28 protein-coding genes are annotated in these 14,288 nt (G+C 55.2%); all 28 read right to left on the bottom strand.

What is annotated here, in order from left to right; all coding sequences use genetic code 11:
• Positions 1 to 53: 53 nt before the first annotated feature.
• A complete protein-coding gene (gene rplQ / locus TH4_RS07245) occupies positions 54 to 485 on the bottom strand; it encodes a 50S ribosomal protein L17 (protein ID WP_008892198.1) in 432 nt (143 codons plus the stop codon).
• Between the two features lie 197 nt (positions 486 to 682).
• Complete coding sequence (locus TH4_RS07240; RefSeq protein ID WP_008892197.1) at positions 683 to 1,699, bottom strand: DNA-directed RNA polymerase subunit alpha; 1,017 nt, start codon at positions 1,697 to 1,699, stop codon at positions 683 to 685.
• 123 nt (positions 1,700 to 1,822) lie between these two features.
• Positions 1,823 to 2,215, bottom strand: a complete 393-nt coding sequence (gene rpsK, locus TH4_RS07235) for a 30S ribosomal protein S11 (RefSeq protein ID WP_008892196.1) — start codon at positions 2,213 to 2,215, stop codon at positions 1,823 to 1,825.
• A gap of 15 nt (positions 2,216 to 2,230) precedes the next feature.
• Complete coding sequence (rpsM, locus tag TH4_RS07230; protein WP_008892195.1) at positions 2,231 to 2,599, bottom strand: 30S ribosomal protein S13; 369 nt, start codon at positions 2,597 to 2,599, stop codon at positions 2,231 to 2,233.
• A 119-nt stretch (positions 2,600 to 2,718) separates the two neighbouring features.
• Positions 2,719 to 3,363, bottom strand: coding sequence for an adenylate kinase (locus TH4_RS07225; RefSeq protein ID WP_008892194.1), 645 nt, complete (start codon positions 3,361 to 3,363; stop codon positions 2,719 to 2,721).
• A 30-nt stretch (positions 3,364 to 3,393) separates the two neighbouring features.
• On the bottom strand, positions 3,394 to 4,740 hold the full coding sequence (secY, locus tag TH4_RS07220; protein WP_008892193.1) for a preprotein translocase subunit SecY: 1,347 nt from the start codon (positions 4,738 to 4,740) through the stop codon (positions 3,394 to 3,396).
• Between the two features lie 80 nt (positions 4,741 to 4,820).
• A complete protein-coding gene (gene rplO, locus TH4_RS07215) occupies positions 4,821 to 5,306 on the bottom strand; it encodes a 50S ribosomal protein L15 (RefSeq protein ID WP_008892192.1) in 486 nt (161 codons plus the stop codon).
• Positions 5,307 to 5,335: 29 nt separating this feature from the next.
• Positions 5,336 to 5,530, bottom strand: a complete 195-nt coding sequence (rpmD, locus tag TH4_RS07210) for a 50S ribosomal protein L30 (protein WP_007091489.1) — start codon at positions 5,528 to 5,530, stop codon at positions 5,336 to 5,338.
• 6 nt (positions 5,531 to 5,536) lie between these two features.
• Positions 5,537 to 6,112, bottom strand: coding sequence for a 30S ribosomal protein S5 (gene rpsE, locus TH4_RS07205; RefSeq protein WP_008892191.1), 576 nt, complete (start codon positions 6,110 to 6,112; stop codon positions 5,537 to 5,539).
• 11 nt (positions 6,113 to 6,123) lie between these two features.
• Positions 6,124 to 6,477 carry a 50S ribosomal protein L18 gene (rplR, locus tag TH4_RS07200; protein ID WP_008892190.1) on the bottom strand — a complete coding sequence of 118 codons (354 nt, stop codon included), beginning with the start codon at positions 6,475 to 6,477 and terminating at the stop codon, positions 6,124 to 6,126.
• Between the two features lie 11 nt (positions 6,478 to 6,488).
• Positions 6,489 to 7,022, bottom strand: a complete 534-nt coding sequence (gene rplF / locus TH4_RS07195) for a 50S ribosomal protein L6 (RefSeq protein ID WP_008892189.1) — start codon at positions 7,020 to 7,022, stop codon at positions 6,489 to 6,491.
• A gap of 12 nt (positions 7,023 to 7,034) precedes the next feature.
• Entirely contained in the window at positions 7,035 to 7,433 is a 399-nt protein-coding gene (gene rpsH, locus TH4_RS07190) for a 30S ribosomal protein S8 (protein WP_008892188.1), read from the bottom strand.
• Between the two features lie 12 nt (positions 7,434 to 7,445).
• Positions 7,446 to 7,751, bottom strand: a complete 306-nt coding sequence (gene rpsN, locus TH4_RS07185) for a 30S ribosomal protein S14 (RefSeq protein ID WP_064780511.1) — start codon at positions 7,749 to 7,751, stop codon at positions 7,446 to 7,448.
• Between the two features lie 13 nt (positions 7,752 to 7,764).
• On the bottom strand, positions 7,765 to 8,304 hold the full coding sequence (gene rplE / locus TH4_RS07180; RefSeq protein ID WP_008892186.1) for a 50S ribosomal protein L5: 540 nt from the start codon (positions 8,302 to 8,304) through the stop codon (positions 7,765 to 7,767).
• 11 nt (positions 8,305 to 8,315) lie between these two features.
• Positions 8,316 to 8,633 carry a 50S ribosomal protein L24 gene (gene rplX, locus TH4_RS07175; protein WP_008892185.1) on the bottom strand — a complete coding sequence of 106 codons (318 nt, stop codon included), beginning with the start codon at positions 8,631 to 8,633 and terminating at the stop codon, positions 8,316 to 8,318.
• Positions 8,633 to 9,001: a 50S ribosomal protein L14 gene (rplN, locus tag TH4_RS07170; protein ID WP_008892184.1), complete on the bottom strand. Its 369-nt coding sequence runs from the start codon at positions 8,999 to 9,001 to the stop codon at positions 8,633 to 8,635. The genes rplX and rplN overlap by 1 nt, the downstream gene beginning before the upstream one ends.
• Before the next feature lie 34 nt (positions 9,002 to 9,035).
• Positions 9,036 to 9,269, bottom strand: coding sequence for a 30S ribosomal protein S17 (gene rpsQ, locus TH4_RS07165; RefSeq protein WP_008892183.1), 234 nt, complete (start codon positions 9,267 to 9,269; stop codon positions 9,036 to 9,038).
• Between the two features lie 26 nt (positions 9,270 to 9,295).
• Entirely contained in the window at positions 9,296 to 9,496 is a 201-nt protein-coding gene (gene rpmC, locus TH4_RS07160; RefSeq protein ID WP_008892182.1) for a 50S ribosomal protein L29, read from the bottom strand.
• Positions 9,497 to 9,502: 6 nt separating this feature from the next.
• Complete coding sequence (rplP, locus tag TH4_RS07155; protein WP_008892181.1) at positions 9,503 to 9,922, bottom strand: 50S ribosomal protein L16; 420 nt, start codon at positions 9,920 to 9,922, stop codon at positions 9,503 to 9,505.
• A 12-nt stretch (positions 9,923 to 9,934) separates the two neighbouring features.
• Complete coding sequence (gene rpsC / locus TH4_RS07150) at positions 9,935 to 10,621, bottom strand: 30S ribosomal protein S3 (protein ID WP_008892180.1); 687 nt, start codon at positions 10,619 to 10,621, stop codon at positions 9,935 to 9,937.
• Positions 10,621 to 11,001, bottom strand: a complete 381-nt coding sequence (gene rplV / locus TH4_RS07145) for a 50S ribosomal protein L22 (RefSeq protein ID WP_008892179.1) — start codon at positions 10,999 to 11,001, stop codon at positions 10,621 to 10,623. The genes rpsC and rplV overlap by 1 nt, the downstream gene beginning before the upstream one ends.
• A gap of 2 nt (positions 11,002 to 11,003) precedes the next feature.
• Positions 11,004 to 11,282, bottom strand: a complete 279-nt coding sequence (gene rpsS, locus TH4_RS07140) for a 30S ribosomal protein S19 (protein ID WP_008892178.1) — start codon at positions 11,280 to 11,282, stop codon at positions 11,004 to 11,006.
• Positions 11,283 to 11,298: 16 nt separating this feature from the next.
• Positions 11,299 to 12,126, bottom strand: coding sequence for a 50S ribosomal protein L2 (gene rplB, locus TH4_RS07135; RefSeq protein ID WP_063087033.1), 828 nt, complete (start codon positions 12,124 to 12,126; stop codon positions 11,299 to 11,301).
• A 4-nt stretch (positions 12,127 to 12,130) separates the two neighbouring features.
• A complete protein-coding gene (locus TH4_RS07130; protein WP_008892176.1) occupies positions 12,131 to 12,433 on the bottom strand; it encodes a 50S ribosomal protein L23 in 303 nt (100 codons plus the stop codon).
• Complete coding sequence (gene rplD, locus TH4_RS07125; protein WP_008892175.1) at positions 12,430 to 13,050, bottom strand: 50S ribosomal protein L4; 621 nt, start codon at positions 13,048 to 13,050, stop codon at positions 12,430 to 12,432. The genes TH4_RS07130 and rplD overlap by 4 nt, the downstream gene beginning before the upstream one ends.
• 5 nt (positions 13,051 to 13,055) lie before the next feature.
• Positions 13,056 to 13,772, bottom strand: a complete 717-nt coding sequence (rplC, locus tag TH4_RS07120; protein WP_008892174.1) for a 50S ribosomal protein L3 — start codon at positions 13,770 to 13,772, stop codon at positions 13,056 to 13,058.
• A gap of 16 nt (positions 13,773 to 13,788) precedes the next feature.
• The gene (rpsJ, locus tag TH4_RS07115) at positions 13,789 to 14,097 is read right to left on the bottom strand and encodes a 30S ribosomal protein S10 (protein WP_008892173.1); all 309 of its coding nucleotides are present in this window, start codon (positions 14,095 to 14,097) and stop codon (positions 13,789 to 13,791) included.
• A 120-nt stretch (positions 14,098 to 14,217) separates the two neighbouring features.
• The coding region (locus TH4_RS20455) for an EF-Tu C-terminal domain-related protein (protein WP_198525954.1) at positions 14,218 to 14,288 on the bottom strand (71 nt) is incomplete at its 5' end.

Here is a 14,288-nt window from a genome sequence, read left to right as displayed (position 1 = left end):
GGCGACACCGAATGGCATCGCCCGTTTCTGTTTCTTAAAGGCCGAAGCGTTGCTTATTCAGCAGCTGCTTCTTCGCCTTCGCCCTCTGCTTCGAGGCGAGCACGGTCTTCCGCGCCTTTTGCATCGGCGTTGCGATCGACAAGTTCAATCACAGCAACCGGAGCCGCATCGCCATAACGGAAGCCAGCCTTGAGAACACGGGTGTAACCACCAGCGCGCTCTTTGTAGCGGTCAGCGATTTCGCCGAACAGCTTGGCAACGACTTTGTCATCACGCAGGATCGAAATGGCCTGACGGCGTGCATGCAGGTCGCCCCGCTTGCCCAGCGTAATCAGTTTTTCGACATACGGGCGAAGATCCTTGGCCTTCGGAAGAGTGGTTTTGATCTGCTCGTGGGTGAGCAGCGAAACTGCCATGTTGGCAAACATCGCCTTACGATGGGACGAAGTACGATTAAGCTTACGGCCTTGCATACCGTGACGCATGGTAACTCTCCTTAATAGCCTGGCTTCGCTCACGAAACCGATTGTAAAACCGCGCCGCCACCCTGATCACTTTTACACAAAGGCCAGGTTATGCACGTGCGGTGTGGGCAACAAGCCCGCCGGATGCCCAAACAACTGGGGTCCCCGGTTTGGAACACGAATGTTCCGATCTCGGCCCGAAGGCCGAAGACCCGTTCTTAGAACGGATCTTCGAACTTGCGCGCAAGTTCTTCGATGTTTTCCGGCGGCCAACCGCCGACTTCCATACCAAGATGCAGACCCATCTGAGCCAGAACATCCTTGATTTCGTTCAGCGACTTACGGCCGAAGTTCGGCGTACGGAGCATTTCTGCTTCGGTCTTCTGAACAAGATCACCGATATAGATGATGTTGTCGTTCTTCAGGCAGTTAGCCGAACGTACCGACAGCTCAAGCTCGTCAACCTTACGAAGAAGGTTACGGTTGAACGGCAGTTCGTCTTCTTTCTTCTCTTCGACAACCGCTTCCGGCTCTTCGAAGTTGACGAACAGCGACAGCTGGTCCTGAAGGATACGGGCAGCAAGTGCAACCGAATCTTCCGGGGTCAGTGCACCGTTGGTTTCAACGGTCAGCGACAGCTTGTCAAAGTCGGTATCCTGACCAACACGGGTGTTTTCCACCTTGTAGGCCACTTTACGGATCGGGCTGAAGATCGCATCGATCGGAATAAGACCAATCGGCGCGTCCGACGAGCTGTGCGAGCTGGCTGCAACATAACCTTTACCGTTATCAACGGTGAATTCGATGTTGAGCGTAGCACCATCGTCAAGATGGCAAAGCTCGAGATCCGGGTTAAGGATTTCGATATCCGCACCGGTTTCGATCTGACCTGCGGTGACGGCACCAGGGCCGGTCGCCTTCAGAGCCATTTTCTTCGGACCTTCAGCATGCATGCGCACGCCCATGGTCTTGATGTTCAGGATGATGTCGGTGACATCTTCACGCACACCCGGGATCGACGAAAATTCGTGCAATACACCATCGATCTGGATCGCGGTAACTGCCGAACCCTGGAGCGACGACAGCAGAATGCGACGCAGCGCGTTACCCAGAGTCTGACCAAAACCGCGCTCCAGCGGTTCTGCCACGATCGTACCAATACGGCTGGCATCAGTACCCGGAGTAACATCAAGCTTCGTCGGCTTAATCAGTTCCTGCCAGTTCTTTTGAATCACGAGACCCACCTTCGCAACTGGAGCCTATGGAAAGGAGGGCAATAAACTTGCCCCCACGAGAAACGCGAAGAGGCCCGGTCATCCCGGGCCCAAACGCGGGGTCGTCCGCAAGGATCGACGCGATTAGACGCGACGACGTTTACGCGGACGGCAACCGTTGTGCGGAATCGGCGTTACGTCTTTGATCGACGTAATGGTGAAACCGACAGCCTGAAGCGCACGCAGTGCAGATTCACGTCCCGAACCCGGGCCTTTAACCTGTACTTCGAGGGTTTTCATACCGTGTTCAGCAGCTTTTTTACCTGCGTCTTCGGCAGCCATCTGTGCGGCATACGGAGTCGATTTACGCGAACCGCGGAAACCCATACCACCAGCGGTCGACCAGGAAATGGTATTTCCCTGTACGTCGGTGATGGTGATCATGGTGTTGTTGAAGGTCGCGTTTACGTGCGCGATACCGTTCGTAATGTTCTTGCGCTCGCGGCGACGCACGCGAGTCTGAGGAGTCTTCGCCATTGTCGTTCCCCTACCTTACTTCTTCTTGCCAGCAATCGGCTTAGCCGGGCCCTTACGGGTGCGAGCGTTGGTGTGGGTACGCTGACCGCGTACCGGGAGACCGCGACGATGACGCAGGCCGCGATAGCTGCCCAGGTCCATCAGACGTTTAATGTTCATTGCGGTTTCACGACGGAGGTCGCCTTCGACGGTGTAATCAGCGTCGATGACTTCACGAACCTTCAGAACCTGGTCATCAGAAAGCTGATGAACGCGGGTTGCGGATTCGATGCCAACCTTTGCGCAAATTTCTTTGGCTTTAGCCGGGCCAATACCGGTGATGTAGGTAAGCGCAATCACGACACGCTTAGCGGTCGGGATGTTTACGCCAGCAATACGAGCCACTATGTGAACTCCTGTTTCCTGTTAACAAACCCAGGGGCAGATCCGGTAGGGTAGGACGGTGCAAAAGCGGGCCAGCATTACTGCCAACCCGCCAGCAAAAAAACGCCCTGCCCGGGAAATTACCCCAGGATGGCTTCAATCTCGCGCGTAACTTGGTCGATTTCAGCCATCCCGTCAACTGTTTTCAGCTTACCGACCTTTTCATAGTAAGGAATGATCGGTGCTGTCTGCTTGTGATAAGCTTCCAGTCGCGAAGTGACCGTCTCGGCATTGTCGTCCGCACGGCGTTTAAATTCGGTGCTGCCACATACGTCACAGACACCTTCCTTGGCGGGTTTCTGGAACTCGTCGTGATAGCCCTGCCCGCATTTCGCGCAGGTATAGCGGCCAACAATACGGGCCACCAGTGCTGCATCGTCAACACGCAGTTCAATCACATAATCAAGTGCCAGTCCCTTGGATTCCAGCATCTCGTCCAGGGCTTCTGCCTGGGCGGTCGTGCGTGGGAACCCGTCCAGAATGAAACCACCCTTGGTATCATCCTGGTCAAGTCGTTCGGAAATCAGACCGATCATCAGATCGTCGGATACGAGCTGGCCCGCATCCATGACTTCCTTTGCCTTCTGCCCCAGTTCCGTGCCAGCAGCAACCGCCGCGCGGAGCATGTCGCCCGTCGAGAGCTGGATCATGCCGCGTCCTGTTTCAAGACGCTTGGCCTGGGTACCTTTCCCTGCGCCGGGAGGGCCAAGAAGGATAATATTCATCGTCTTCCCCCTGAATGCGGTGGTCGCTTGTTAGCGGCGGCGACCACGCAGTTTGGATTTCTTGATCAGGCCTTCATACTGATGAGCCAGCATATGAGACTGAATCTGCGCAACGGTATCCATGGTTACCGTGACAACGATCAGGAGGCTAGTCCCACCAAAGTAGAAGGGAACAGACCATTCCGCGATCAGAAGTTCCGGCAGGATACAGACGAATGCGAGATACGCTGCACCGATCACCGTCAGACGGGTCAGAATGAAATCCAGATAGTTGGCTGTATTTTTACCCGGACGAATGCCCGGAATAAAGCCACCATGTTTCTTCAGGTTGTCTGCCGTGTCTTCCGGGTTGAAAACAACCGCGGTGTAGAAGAAGGCAAAGAAGACGATCAAACCGATATAAAGCGCAATATAAAGCGGCTGACCACGGCCAAGCAGTGCAGTTGCAGTCGTCAACCAGGCCGGGGCATCAACACCGGTGGTGAACTGGGCAACCGACAGCGGCATGAGCAGCAGCGAGCTTGCGAAGATCGGCGGAATAACACCGGCAGTGTTGATCTTGAGCGGCAGGTGCGAGCTCTGACCTTCCATGACCTTCATGCCGACCTGGCGTTTCGGGTACTGGATCAGAACGCGGCGCTGCGCACGTTCAACAAAGACGATGAAGGCGATAACTGCGATTGCCAGAACGATGATTGCAACGATAACCAGTGCAGAGATCGCACCGGTACGACCCAATTCAAGGGTGCCTGCAATCGCGCTTGGCAGACCGGCAACAATACCGGTGAAGATGATCAGCGAAATACCGTTACCAATGCCACGCTGGGTGATCTGTTCACCAAGCCACATCAGGAACATGGTGCCACCAACAAGGGTGATCACAGCGGTAATGCGGAAGAACATGCCCGGATCCACAACAGCAGCACCGGTCGAACCGGTCATGCTTTCAAGACCAACAGCAATGCCCCATGCCTGCACCGTTGCAATCAGCACCGTCAGATAGCGGGTATATTGATTAATCTTTTTACGACCCTGCTCGCCTTCCTTCTTGAGTTGCTCAAGCGTTGGCGAAACAGTCGTCATCAACTGAATAATAATCGAGGCCGAGATGTACGGCATGATATTCAGCGCGAAGATCGTCATACGACCCAGCGCACCACCGGCGAACATGTCAAACATGCCCAGAACGCCACCCGCATTCTGACGGAAAATGTCAGCAAGAATAGACGGGTCGACACCAGGAACCGGAATATAGGTTCCAAGACGGTAAACAATAAGCGCGCCCAAAGTGAACCAGATACGCTTTTTAAGCTCGGTTGACTTTGAAAAAGCGGACCAATTCAGGTTCGCGGCAAGCTGCTCGGCGGCCGATGCCATGCACTCATCTCCCAATACACATAAACTGGAGGGTCCGGTCCCGTGTACTGGAACCGGACCCTCTCGAAGTCAATTTAGGCTTATTCTGCGGATTCTGCAGCAGCGACCGGAGCAAGAACCTTGACCGAACCACCAGCTTTCTCGACAGCTTCAACAGCTGCTTTGGAAGCACCGGAGATTTCGATGTTCAGTTTCGCTTTCAGTTCGCCTTTGGCAAGAAGACGCAGACCGTCTTTCTGCGGACGAGCCAGACCTTTTTCCGCAAGAACAGCGACGGTGACATTTGCACCTTCTTCAAGAACGCCGTTATCAACGGCAGTCTGAAGGGTACCAAGGTTCACAACGCCGAACTGTTTCTTGAACGGGTTTTTGAAGCCGCGTTTCGGAAGACGGCGATAGATAGGCATCTGCCCACCTTCGAAGCCATTGATGGCTACACCCGAACGGGACTTCTGACCCTTCTGACCTGCGCCAGAAGTTTTGCCTTTGCCCGAACCGATGCCGCGACCGACGCGGGTGCGCGCCTTGCGGGCACCCGGGTTATCGGCGAGTTCGTTGAGTTTCATCGTTCAACACCTTTTCGATCTGGGGTCAATCAAGCCTCGTCCACACGGACGAGGTGTTTGACCTTTGCGATCATACCGCGAACAGCCGGAGTATCTTCCAGCTCACGAGTCCGGTGCAGTTTGTTCAGGCCAAGACCAACAAGGGTCTGGCGCTGATCAGCCGGACGTCCGATCGGCGAACCCGTCTGGGTAACGCGTACGGTCGCTTTTTTCTTAGCAGCCATATCGAATTACTCCTTTTCGAGAACGGCGGCAGCAGCCGAACCGCTATCGCGACGGGCAACGACGTCACCGACTTTCAGGCCACGCTTAGCAGCGACCTGACGCGGGGAAGCACCGTTGACCAGAGCGTCAAGGGTTGCGCGGATCACGTTGTGCGGGTTGTTCGAACCGGTGCATTTGGACACAACGTCCTGAACGCCCATGGTTTCGAAAACCGCACGCATCGCACCGCCTGCGATGATACCGGTACCAGCCGGAGCGGAGCGAAGGATAACCTTGCCTGCGCCGAAATGGCCCTGCGTATCATGGTGAAGGGTACGGCCTTCACGCAGCGGAACGCGGATCATGTTACGTTTAGCAGCTTCGGTGGCCTTACGGATCGCTTCCGGAACTTCACGGGCTTTACCCGTGCCGTATCCGACGCGACCGCGCTGGTCACCGACAACTACCATTGCGGAGAAAGCAAAGCGACGGCCGCCCTTAACGACTTTCGCGACGCGGTTGATACCAACCAGCTTGTCGACGAGTTCGTTTTCTTCACGGGCTTTCGGCGCCTGCTGCTGTTGATTCTGGTTACGTGCCATGGTCGTGCTCCTTAGAAGTCCAGACCGCCCTCACGGGCGGCATCGGCCAGAGCTTTCACCCGGCCATGGAACAGATACCCGCCACGATCGAAAACGACCGTTTTCACACCAGCTTTGACTGCGCGCTCGGCAATTGCCTTGCCAACCAGAGCAGCGGCGTCGGCATTGCTGCCTTTCGCCTTCAGATCTTTCTCCATCGTCGAGGCAGCCACCAGGGTGGTGCCTTTGACGTCGTCGATGATCTGAGCATAGATGTGGGCGTTCGAACGGTGCACGCTGAGGCGCGGGCGACCGGCCGCTTTCTGGCGGATCGCAAAACGAACGCGACGCTTGCGGCGTTCGAATAGGCTTCTCACGTTTTTCATCGTGCCTGTCCTTACTTCTTCTTGCCTTCTTTGCGCAAGATATACTCGCCTTCGTAGCGGACACCCTTGCCTTTGTAAGGCTCCGGACCGCGCCAGCCGCGTGCATTCGCAGCGAACTGACCAACGAGTTGTTTATCTGCGCCAGAAATGGCGACGAGGGTCGGCTTTTCAGCAACGACGTTAAGACCCGCAGGGATCTCCATTTCTACGTCATGTGAGAAGCCAAGCTGCAGAACCAGGTTTTTGCCCTGAACCTGCGCACGGTAACCAACACCGGTGATTTCCAGTTTCTTGGTGAACCCTTCCGAAACCCCGGTAACGAGGTTCGCGATATTGGCACGGGTAGTACCCCAAAGGGCACGTGCGCGCTTGCTATCGTTTTTAGGTTTCACGAAGATCTGGTTATCTTCCTGAGTGACGGATACGTCCGAGGTCAAAGCCAGGTTAAGCTCACCGAGCTTGCCTTTTGCGCTGATCTGCTCTTCGGTCAAGGTGATGGTAACGCCGTTAGGCACGACCACCGGGTTTTTTCCTACTCGCGACATCGTTGGCCCTCCTTAGAATACCTTGCAGAGGATTTCGCCGCCGACATTCTGCTCGCGAGCCTCCTGATCCGATAGAACCCCTCGCGGAGTGGACAGGACTGCGATGCCCAGACCGTTATATACCTTCGGAAGATCTTTGATCTTCGAATATACACGACGACCCGGGGTCGAGACGCGGTCGATCTGCTTAATCACGCCATCACCCTCAAAATATTTGAGTTCGATGGTGATTTCGCTGACGCCCTTGCGAATTTCATTAACATTGTAACCGCGGATATAACCTTCGCGCTGGAGAACATCCAGCACACCGGTACGCAGTTTCGAAGCCGGCGAAACGACGCTGGATTTACCAACGCGCTGGCCGTTACGGATACGCGTGAGCATATCACCGACTGGATCAGTCATCGACATGTGATGTCCTCCTTACCAGCTCGACTTCACCATGCCCGGAATCTGACCACGTGAAGCAAGTTCACGAAGCGCGATACGGGACAGGCGGAATTTGCGATAGACACCACGCGGACGACCGGTGATCTGGCAGCGAATACGCTGACGGATACGAGCCGAGTTACGCGGCAGCTGGGCGAGTTTCATCACAGCAACGATACGATCCTCAGGGGTCGTCTCGCGATTTGCGATAACCGCTTTAAGGGCGGCACGCTTGGCAGAATATTTTTTTGCCAGGCGTTCACGTTTGAGTTCACGCTCTACAGCGCTTTTCTTGGCCATGGGCCAACCTCCGTTAGTTTCCGAACGGAAGATCAAAGCCCTTAAGAAGGGCGAGAGCTTCATCGTCGGACTTAGCCGTGGTACAAATGATGATATCCATCCCGCGAACAGAGTCGACTTTGTCGTACTCTACCTCAGGAAAGACGAACTGTTCTTTCAAGCCCATGGCAAAGTTGCCACGACCATCGAAAGATTTTTTGTTCAGGCCGCGGAAGTCACGAACGCGCGGCAGCGCGATGGTGACCAGGCGGTCCAAGAACTCAAACATACGGTCGCGACGCAAGGTCACTTTACAACCGATGTTCATACCTTCACGCAGCTTGAAAGCCGCAACGGACTTTTTCGCTTTGGTGAAGACAGGCTTCTGACCGGTGATAGCAGCGAGATCCGCAGCAGCACCTTCCAGCTTCTTACGATCCTGGGTGGCGTCGCCGACACCCATGTTGATCACGATTTTCTCGAGGCGCGGAATCTCCATGGTGTTCTCGTAGGAGAACTCCTTCTGGAGTGCGTCACGCACCACTTCTTTGTAATGTTCGCGCAGGCGCGTCATTTTTCCGTCCCTCAGTTGTCGATGACTTCGCCGCTGAGCTTCGCTACGCGAACCTTGCGACCATCATCGAGGGTCTTGAAACCGACGCGGGTCGGCTTGTTTTCTTTCGGGTCAACAATCGCGACGTTGGAAACAGCAATTTTTGCTTCCTTTTCGACGATGCCACCAGCATCAGCACCGGTCGGGCGCTGGTGACGTTTCACCAGGTTAATGCCCGAAACCAGAACTTTGTTCTCGGTCGGGAAAGCGGCGAGAACTTCGCCGGTTTTCCCTTTGTCTTTACCCGTCAGAACAACGACGCGATCGCCCTTTTTAATCTTGGCAGCCATTACAGCACCTCCGGAGCGAGCGAAATGATCTTCATGTAACCTTTAGAACGAAGTTCACGGGTTACCGGGCCAAAAATACGCGTGCCGATCGGCTCGCCGTTCGCATTAATGAGAACGGCAGCGTTGCGGTCAAAGCGGATCGCCGAGCCATCGGCACGACGAATTTCCTTTGCGGTGCGAACGATGACAGCTTTGTGAACTGCACCCTTCTTTACGCGACCGCGCGGAATGGCTTCCTTGACGGAAACCACGATAACATCACCAACGTTGGCGGTTTTGCGCTTCGAGCCGCCCAGCACCTTGATGCACTGGACGCGGCGAGCGCCGCTGTTGTCGGCGACGTCCAGATTGGACTGCATCTGGATCATGGGTTTACCCCTTGACTATGATTGGGCTGAGGACTCACTCCTCGACCACTACTTCCCAAGACTTCAACTTCGAGATCGGTTTGCATTCGCGAATGCGAACAACGTCACCCGTTTTGAAGCGGTTCTCTTCATCGTGCGCGTGGAATTTCTTCGACTTACGCACGTACTTTTTATACAGCGGGTGCATGACCTGGCGCTCCACTCGGACCACCACGGTCTTGTCGTTTTTGGTCGAAACGACTGTCCCCTGCAATACACGCCTCGGCATGTGTGTCTACTCCTCTGCGTGTCCAGTTAGGCCGCGGTTGCACCCTTCTCGTTACCGAGAAGGGTTTTAATGCGGGCAATATCACGACGGACCTGGCGGACCCGCGCAGTGTTCTCGAACTGCCCCGAAGCCTGCTGGAAACGCATATTGAACGATTCCTTACGCAGGTCCAGAAGCAGCTGCTTCAGTTCGTCAGCGCTTTTAGCGCGGAGATCAGCAATTTTCATCACTAATTACTCCCCTTCACCAAGACGGGTGACAAACTTGGTCTTGATCGGCAATTTTGCCGCTGCCAGCTCGAAAGCACGGCGTGCAAGATCCAACGGAACACCGTCGAGTTCAAACATGATCCGACCCGGTTTAACGCGTGCCGCCCAATATTCAGGCGAGCCTTTACCTTTACCCTGACGGACTTCGGCAGGCTTCTGCGAGACCGGGAGATCCGGGAAAACGCGAATCCACACACGGCCTTGACGGCGCATGTGGCGGGTGATCGCGCGGCGAGCCGCTTCGATCTGACGCGCCGTTATACGCTCCGGCTCCATGGCTTTCAAGCCATAAGCGCCGAAATTAAGTTCGGTACCACCCTTGGCTTCGCCTTTGAGGCGGCCTTTGTGGGCTTTACGGAACTTTGTACGTTTCGGAGAAAGCATATCGGGATCTCCTTACTTACGACCGGAACCAGCCGACTCGAGAGCGCGACGCTCAGAAGCCAACGGATCATGTGCCATGATTTCGCCCTTGAAGATCCAGACCTTCAGACCGCAAACACCGTAGGTGGTGTGTGCTTCCGAAGTGCCATAATCAACGTCCGCACGCAGGGTATGCAGCGGAACGCGACCTTCACGGTACCATTCGGTACGGGCGATTTCAGCGCCACCAAGACGACCAGCAGCATTAATACGAATGCCACCGGCACCGAGACGCATTGCGTTCTGAACCGAGCGCTTCATAGCGCGACGGAACGAAACACGGCGCTCAAGCTGCTGGGCGATGTTGTCAGCGACCAGCTTGGCATCGAGTTCCGGCTTGCGGATCTCGATGATGTTAACCTGCACTTCGGCATTTGCCAGTTTCTGCAGATCGTTCTTGAGCTTCTCGATGTCCTGGCCTTTTTTCCCGATCACAACGCCCGGACGAGCGGTGTGGATCGAAATGCGGGCTTTCTTCGCCGGACGTTCGATAATCACCTTCGATACACCCGCCTGTTTCAGACGGTCGAAGATGAAATTGCGGATCGCGAGATCTTCGTGAAGAAGACCAGCGAAATCGGCCTTGTTGGCGTACCAGCGGGAATCCCAGGTACGGTTAATGCCAACGCGCAGACCGATCGGATTAATTTTCTGACCCATTACTCGGCCTCCTCACGTTCGCAAACGACGATGCGCATGTTGGAGAACGGCTTAATGATTTTGCCAACACGACCGCGTGCACGGGCGCGCCAGCGCTTCATTACGAAGGCCTTACCAACAGATGCCTCTTTAATATAGAGACGGTCAACATCGAGCTGATGGTTGTTTTCGGCATTAGCAATTGCCGATTCCAGCAGCTTTTTGACGTCCTGCGAAATGCGTTTATTGGAGAAGGTCAGTTCTGCCAAAGCAGCTTCTGCCTTCATACCACGAATCGACTCGGCGACGAGGTTGAGCTTACGCGGGGAAATGCGTACTGCCCGGAGCGAAGCCGCGGCCTCGTTATCCGCCAGCCGACGGATGTCAGCTTTCTTACCCATCGTTACTTCCTCTTCGCCTTTTTGTCGGCCGCGTGACCATAGTAGGTACGGGTCGGCGAGAATTCACCGAACTTGTGACCAATCATATCTTCGGTCACGAGCACCGGCAGGAATTTCTGGCCATTGTAAACCCCAAAGGTGAGGCCTACGAATTGCGGCAGAATCGTCGAACGCCGCGACCAGGTCTTAATTACCTCATTCCGGCCTGAGGCACGGACAGTATCGGCTTTCTTAAGAAGGTATCCGTCAACAAACGGACCCTTCCAAACGGAACGCGCCATAGTCTAGCCTCCTCCGTTAGCTCTTGTGACGACGGCGCATGATGAGCGCGTCGGTCTTTTTGTTCGAGCGGGTACGTTTGCCCTTGGTAGGCTTGCCCCACGGCGTAACCGGGTGACGACCACCCGACGTACGACCTTCACCACCACCATGCGGGTGATCGATCGGGTTCATGGCAACGCCACGAACCGAAGGACGCTTGCCAAGCCAGCGATTACGGCCGGCTTTACCAAGGTTCGAGTTCTGATGGTCCGGGTTGGACACGGCACCAATGGTAGCCATGCATTCACCACGAACCAAACGTACCTCACCGGAGGACAGCTTAAGCTGGGCGTAACCCTGGTCCTTACCAACAAGCTGTACATACGAGCCTGCTGAACGTGCGACCTGACCACCTTTACCGGCTTTCAGTTCGACGTTATGGACAATGGTACCGACCGGAATATTCTTCAGCGGTGCGGCGTTACCCGGCTTAATGTCTACGCGTTCAGCGGCAACAATGTTGTCGCCGACAGCGAGACGCTGCGGTGCGAGGATGTAGGCCAGCTCGTCGTCGGAATAGCGAACCAGTGCGATAAACGCGGTACGGTTCGGATCATATTCCAAACGCTCGACGGTACCGACGACGTCAAACTTGGTACGTTTGAAGTCGATGAGACGGTAACGACGTTTGTGACCACCACCAATACGGCGGGCGGTGATACGACCAGTGTTGTTACGGCCACCTTTCTTGCGAAGACCTTCGGTCAACGCTTTGATCGGCTTGCCCTTGTGGAGATCAGAACGATCCACGAGAACCAGCTGACGGCGACCAGGAGAGGTTGGTTTAAACTTCTTCAAAGCCATTGTCTTAGATTCCCGTAGTCACATCGATGGACTGGCCCTCTTCGAGGGTCACCATCGCTTTCTTGAAATCGCTCCGACGACCGGAAATACCGCGAAAACGCTTGGTCTTTCCTTTTACCACAGAGGTATTGACCGCCTTGACCTTCACCCCGAACAGACCTTCCACAGCAGCCTTGATCTCCGGCTTGGTGGCGTCGATCGCAACTTTGAACGCAACTGCGTTGTGTTCAGAAATCAGCGTCGACTTTTCAGTGATATGCGGGGCGCGGATGACTTCGTACATCCGCTCTTTGCTGATGATCGTCATTTGAGACGTGCCTCCAACGCTTCGACCGCACCCTTGGTCAGCACCAGGGTGTCACGGCGCAGGATGTCATAGACGTTAGCACCAATCTGCGGGAGCACATCAACCTGCGGGATGTTGCGCGCTGCGCGTGCAAAACCTTCGTTGACCTGCGCACCGTCGATGATCAGTGCAGACTTCCAGCCGAGTTTATTGAAAACTGCGACCAGATTCTTGGTTTTGGCGTCCGAGAATTCCGCATTATCAAGAACGATAAGCTTACCGTCTTTTGCCTTAGCCGACAGAGCGGTTTTCAGCGCGAGTTTACGGAACTTCTTGGTCAGATCGTGTGCGTGGTCGCGAACGCGCGGACCGTGCACGGTACCACCACCACGGAACTGTGCGGCTTTACGGGAACCGTGACGTGCACCGCCACTACCCTTCTGACGCACGAATTTTTTCGTGGTTGCGGAAACTTCGGACTTTTCCTTTACCTTGTGAGTACCGGCACGGCGTTTTGCCAGCTGCCAGTTCACCATGCGGTGCAGGACGTCACGACGTACTTCCAGACCAAAGATGTCTTCTGCAAGATCAATCTTACCGGACTTGGAAGCGTCAAGTTTGAGAATGTCGAGCTTCATGATGCTTATTCCTTATCCTCGGCGACAGCTTCTTCAGCGGCCGGGGCAGCACCCTTGAGCGCGGCCGGGAACGGCAGACCTTCCGGTGCAGCACGCTTCACGGCATCCTTGACAAGGACATAGGCACCCTTGTGACCCGGAACGGCACCATGCACCAGGATCAGGCCTTTGTCGGCGTCCGAAGACACGACTTTAAGGGACTGAACGGTTACACGTGCGGCACCGAGGTGACCAGCCATCTTCTTACCTTTGAAGACGCGGCCCGGGTCCTGGCACTGACCGGTGGAACCATGCGAACGGTGCGATACAGACACACCGTGCGACGCACGCAGACCACCGAAGTTGTGACGCTTCATCGCACCGGCAAAACCTTTACCGATGGACGTGCCGATTACGTCAACGTACTGGCCTTCGACGAAATGGGTGGCAGCAAGTTCTGCACCAACTTCGATCAGGCCATCTTCGCTCACGCGGAATTCAGCAAGTTTGGCTTTCGGCTCAACCTTGGCTTTGGCGAAGTGGCCACGCATCGGCTTGGATACGTTTTTCACTTTCGCTTTGCCATAACCAAGCTGAACAGCGACGTAGCCGTCGGTGTCGTTGGTACGGTTGGCGACAACCTGAAGATCTTCGACCTTCAGAACGGTTACAGGAAGGTGGGAACCGTCGTCGTTGAAGACGCGGGTCATACCGACCTTCTGGGTAATAAGTCCACTACGCATTGCGGCTTACTCCCGATTAAAGTTTGATCTCGACATCGACACCGGACGCAAGGTCGAGCTTCATAAGAGCATCGACGGTTTGCGGGGTCGGGTCGACAATGTCGAGAAGACGCTTGTGCGTACGGATTTCAAGCTGTTCGCGTGACTTTTTGTTCACGTGCGGAGACCGCAGAACAGTGTACTTTTCGATGCGGGTCGGCAGCGGAATCGGGCCGCGGACCTCTGCGCCAGTGCGCTTCGCCGTATTGACGATCTCACGCGTGGACTGATCCAGCACGCGATGGTCAAACGCCTTGAGGCGAATGCGAATGTTCTGACTATCCATGTAATTATGTACCGGAGCCCTCAAAAGGACACCGGCCCCTCAACTGGAGTTGACGATTGCCGCAAAAGTGTTGCGGGCGGCTTACATAGCCGCCCGCTCCACAAAGATCAAGAGAAAAAATTATTCGATGATCTTGGCAACAACGCCCGCGCCGACGGTACGACCGCCTTCACGGATTGCGAAACGCAGAC

The sequence above is a fragment of the Thalassospira tepidiphila MCCC 1A03514 genome (assembly GCF_001662875.1).
Lineage (GTDB): Bacteria > Pseudomonadota > Alphaproteobacteria > Rhodospirillales > Thalassospiraceae > Thalassospira > Thalassospira tepidiphila.
The sequence above is the reverse complement of the archived record's forward strand: the minus strand, read 5'-3'. Positions and strand labels throughout refer to the sequence as shown.

Coding starts and splice junctions, on each gene's coding strand:
- rplQ (WP_008892198.1), bottom strand. CDS start 485: ATGCGTCACGGTATGCAAGGCCGTAAGCTTAATCGTACTTCGTCCCAT.
- rpsK (WP_008892196.1), bottom strand. CDS start 2,215: ATGGCGAAGACTCCTCAGACTCGCGTGCGTCGCCGCGAGCGCAAGAAC.
- TH4_RS07225 (WP_008892194.1), bottom strand. CDS start 3,363: ATGAATATTATCCTTCTTGGCCCTCCCGGCGCAGGGAAAGGTACCCAG.
- secY (WP_008892193.1), bottom strand. CDS start 4,740: ATGGCATCGGCCGCCGAGCAGCTTGCCGCGAACCTGAATTGGTCCGCT.
- rplO (WP_008892192.1), bottom strand. CDS start 5,306: ATGAAACTCAACGAACTCGCCGATAACCCGGGTGCCCGCAAGGCGCGC.
- rpmD (WP_007091489.1), bottom strand. CDS start 5,530: ATGGCTGCTAAGAAAAAAGCGACCGTACGCGTTACCCAGACGGGTTCG.
- rpsE (WP_008892191.1), bottom strand. CDS start 6,112: ATGGCACGTAACCAGAATCAACAGCAGCAGGCGCCGAAAGCCCGTGAA.
- rplR (WP_008892190.1), bottom strand. CDS start 6,477: ATGAAAAACGTGAGAAGCCTATTCGAACGCCGCAAGCGTCGCGTTCGT.
- rplF (WP_008892189.1), bottom strand. CDS start 7,022: ATGTCGCGAGTAGGAAAAAACCCGGTGGTCGTGCCTAACGGCGTTACC.
- rpsH (WP_008892188.1), bottom strand. CDS start 7,433: ATGTCGATGACTGATCCAGTCGGTGATATGCTCACGCGTATCCGTAAC.
- rpsN (WP_064780511.1), bottom strand. CDS start 7,751: ATGGCCAAGAAAAGCGCTGTAGAGCGTGAACTCAAACGTGAACGCCTG.
- rplE (WP_008892186.1), bottom strand. CDS start 8,304: ATGACGCGCCTGCGCGAACATTACAAAGAAGTGGTGCGTGACGCACTC.
- rplX (WP_008892185.1), bottom strand. CDS start 8,633: ATGGCTGCCAAGATTAAAAAGGGCGATCGCGTCGTTGTTCTGACGGGT.
- rplN (WP_008892184.1), bottom strand. CDS start 9,001: ATGATCCAGATGCAGTCCAATCTGGACGTCGCCGACAACAGCGGCGCT.
- rpsQ (WP_008892183.1), bottom strand. CDS start 9,269: ATGCCGAGGCGTGTATTGCAGGGGACAGTCGTTTCGACCAAAAACGAC.
- rpmC (WP_008892182.1), bottom strand. CDS start 9,496: ATGAAAATTGCTGATCTCCGCGCTAAAAGCGCTGACGAACTGAAGCAG.
- rplP (WP_008892181.1), bottom strand. CDS start 9,922: ATGCTTTCTCCGAAACGTACAAAGTTCCGTAAAGCCCACAAAGGCCGC.
- rpsC (WP_008892180.1), bottom strand. CDS start 10,621: ATGGGTCAGAAAATTAATCCGATCGGTCTGCGCGTTGGCATTAACCGT.
- rplV (WP_008892179.1), bottom strand. CDS start 11,001: ATGGGTAAGAAAGCTGACATCCGTCGGCTGGCGGATAACGAGGCCGCG.
- rpsS (WP_008892178.1), bottom strand. CDS start 11,282: ATGGCGCGTTCCGTTTGGAAGGGTCCGTTTGTTGACGGATACCTTCTT.
- rplB (WP_063087033.1), bottom strand. CDS start 12,126: ATGGCTTTGAAGAAGTTTAAACCAACCTCTCCTGGTCGCCGTCAGCTG.
- TH4_RS07130 (WP_008892176.1), bottom strand. CDS start 12,433: ATGACGATCATCAGCAAAGAGCGGATGTACGAAGTCATCCGCGCCCCG.
- rplD (WP_008892175.1), bottom strand. CDS start 13,050: ATGAAGCTCGACATTCTCAAACTTGACGCTTCCAAGTCCGGTAAGATT.
- rplC (WP_008892174.1), bottom strand. CDS start 13,772: ATGCGTAGTGGACTTATTACCCAGAAGGTCGGTATGACCCGCGTCTTC.
- rpsJ (WP_008892173.1), bottom strand. CDS start 14,097: ATGGATAGTCAGAACATTCGCATTCGCCTCAAGGCGTTTGACCATCGC.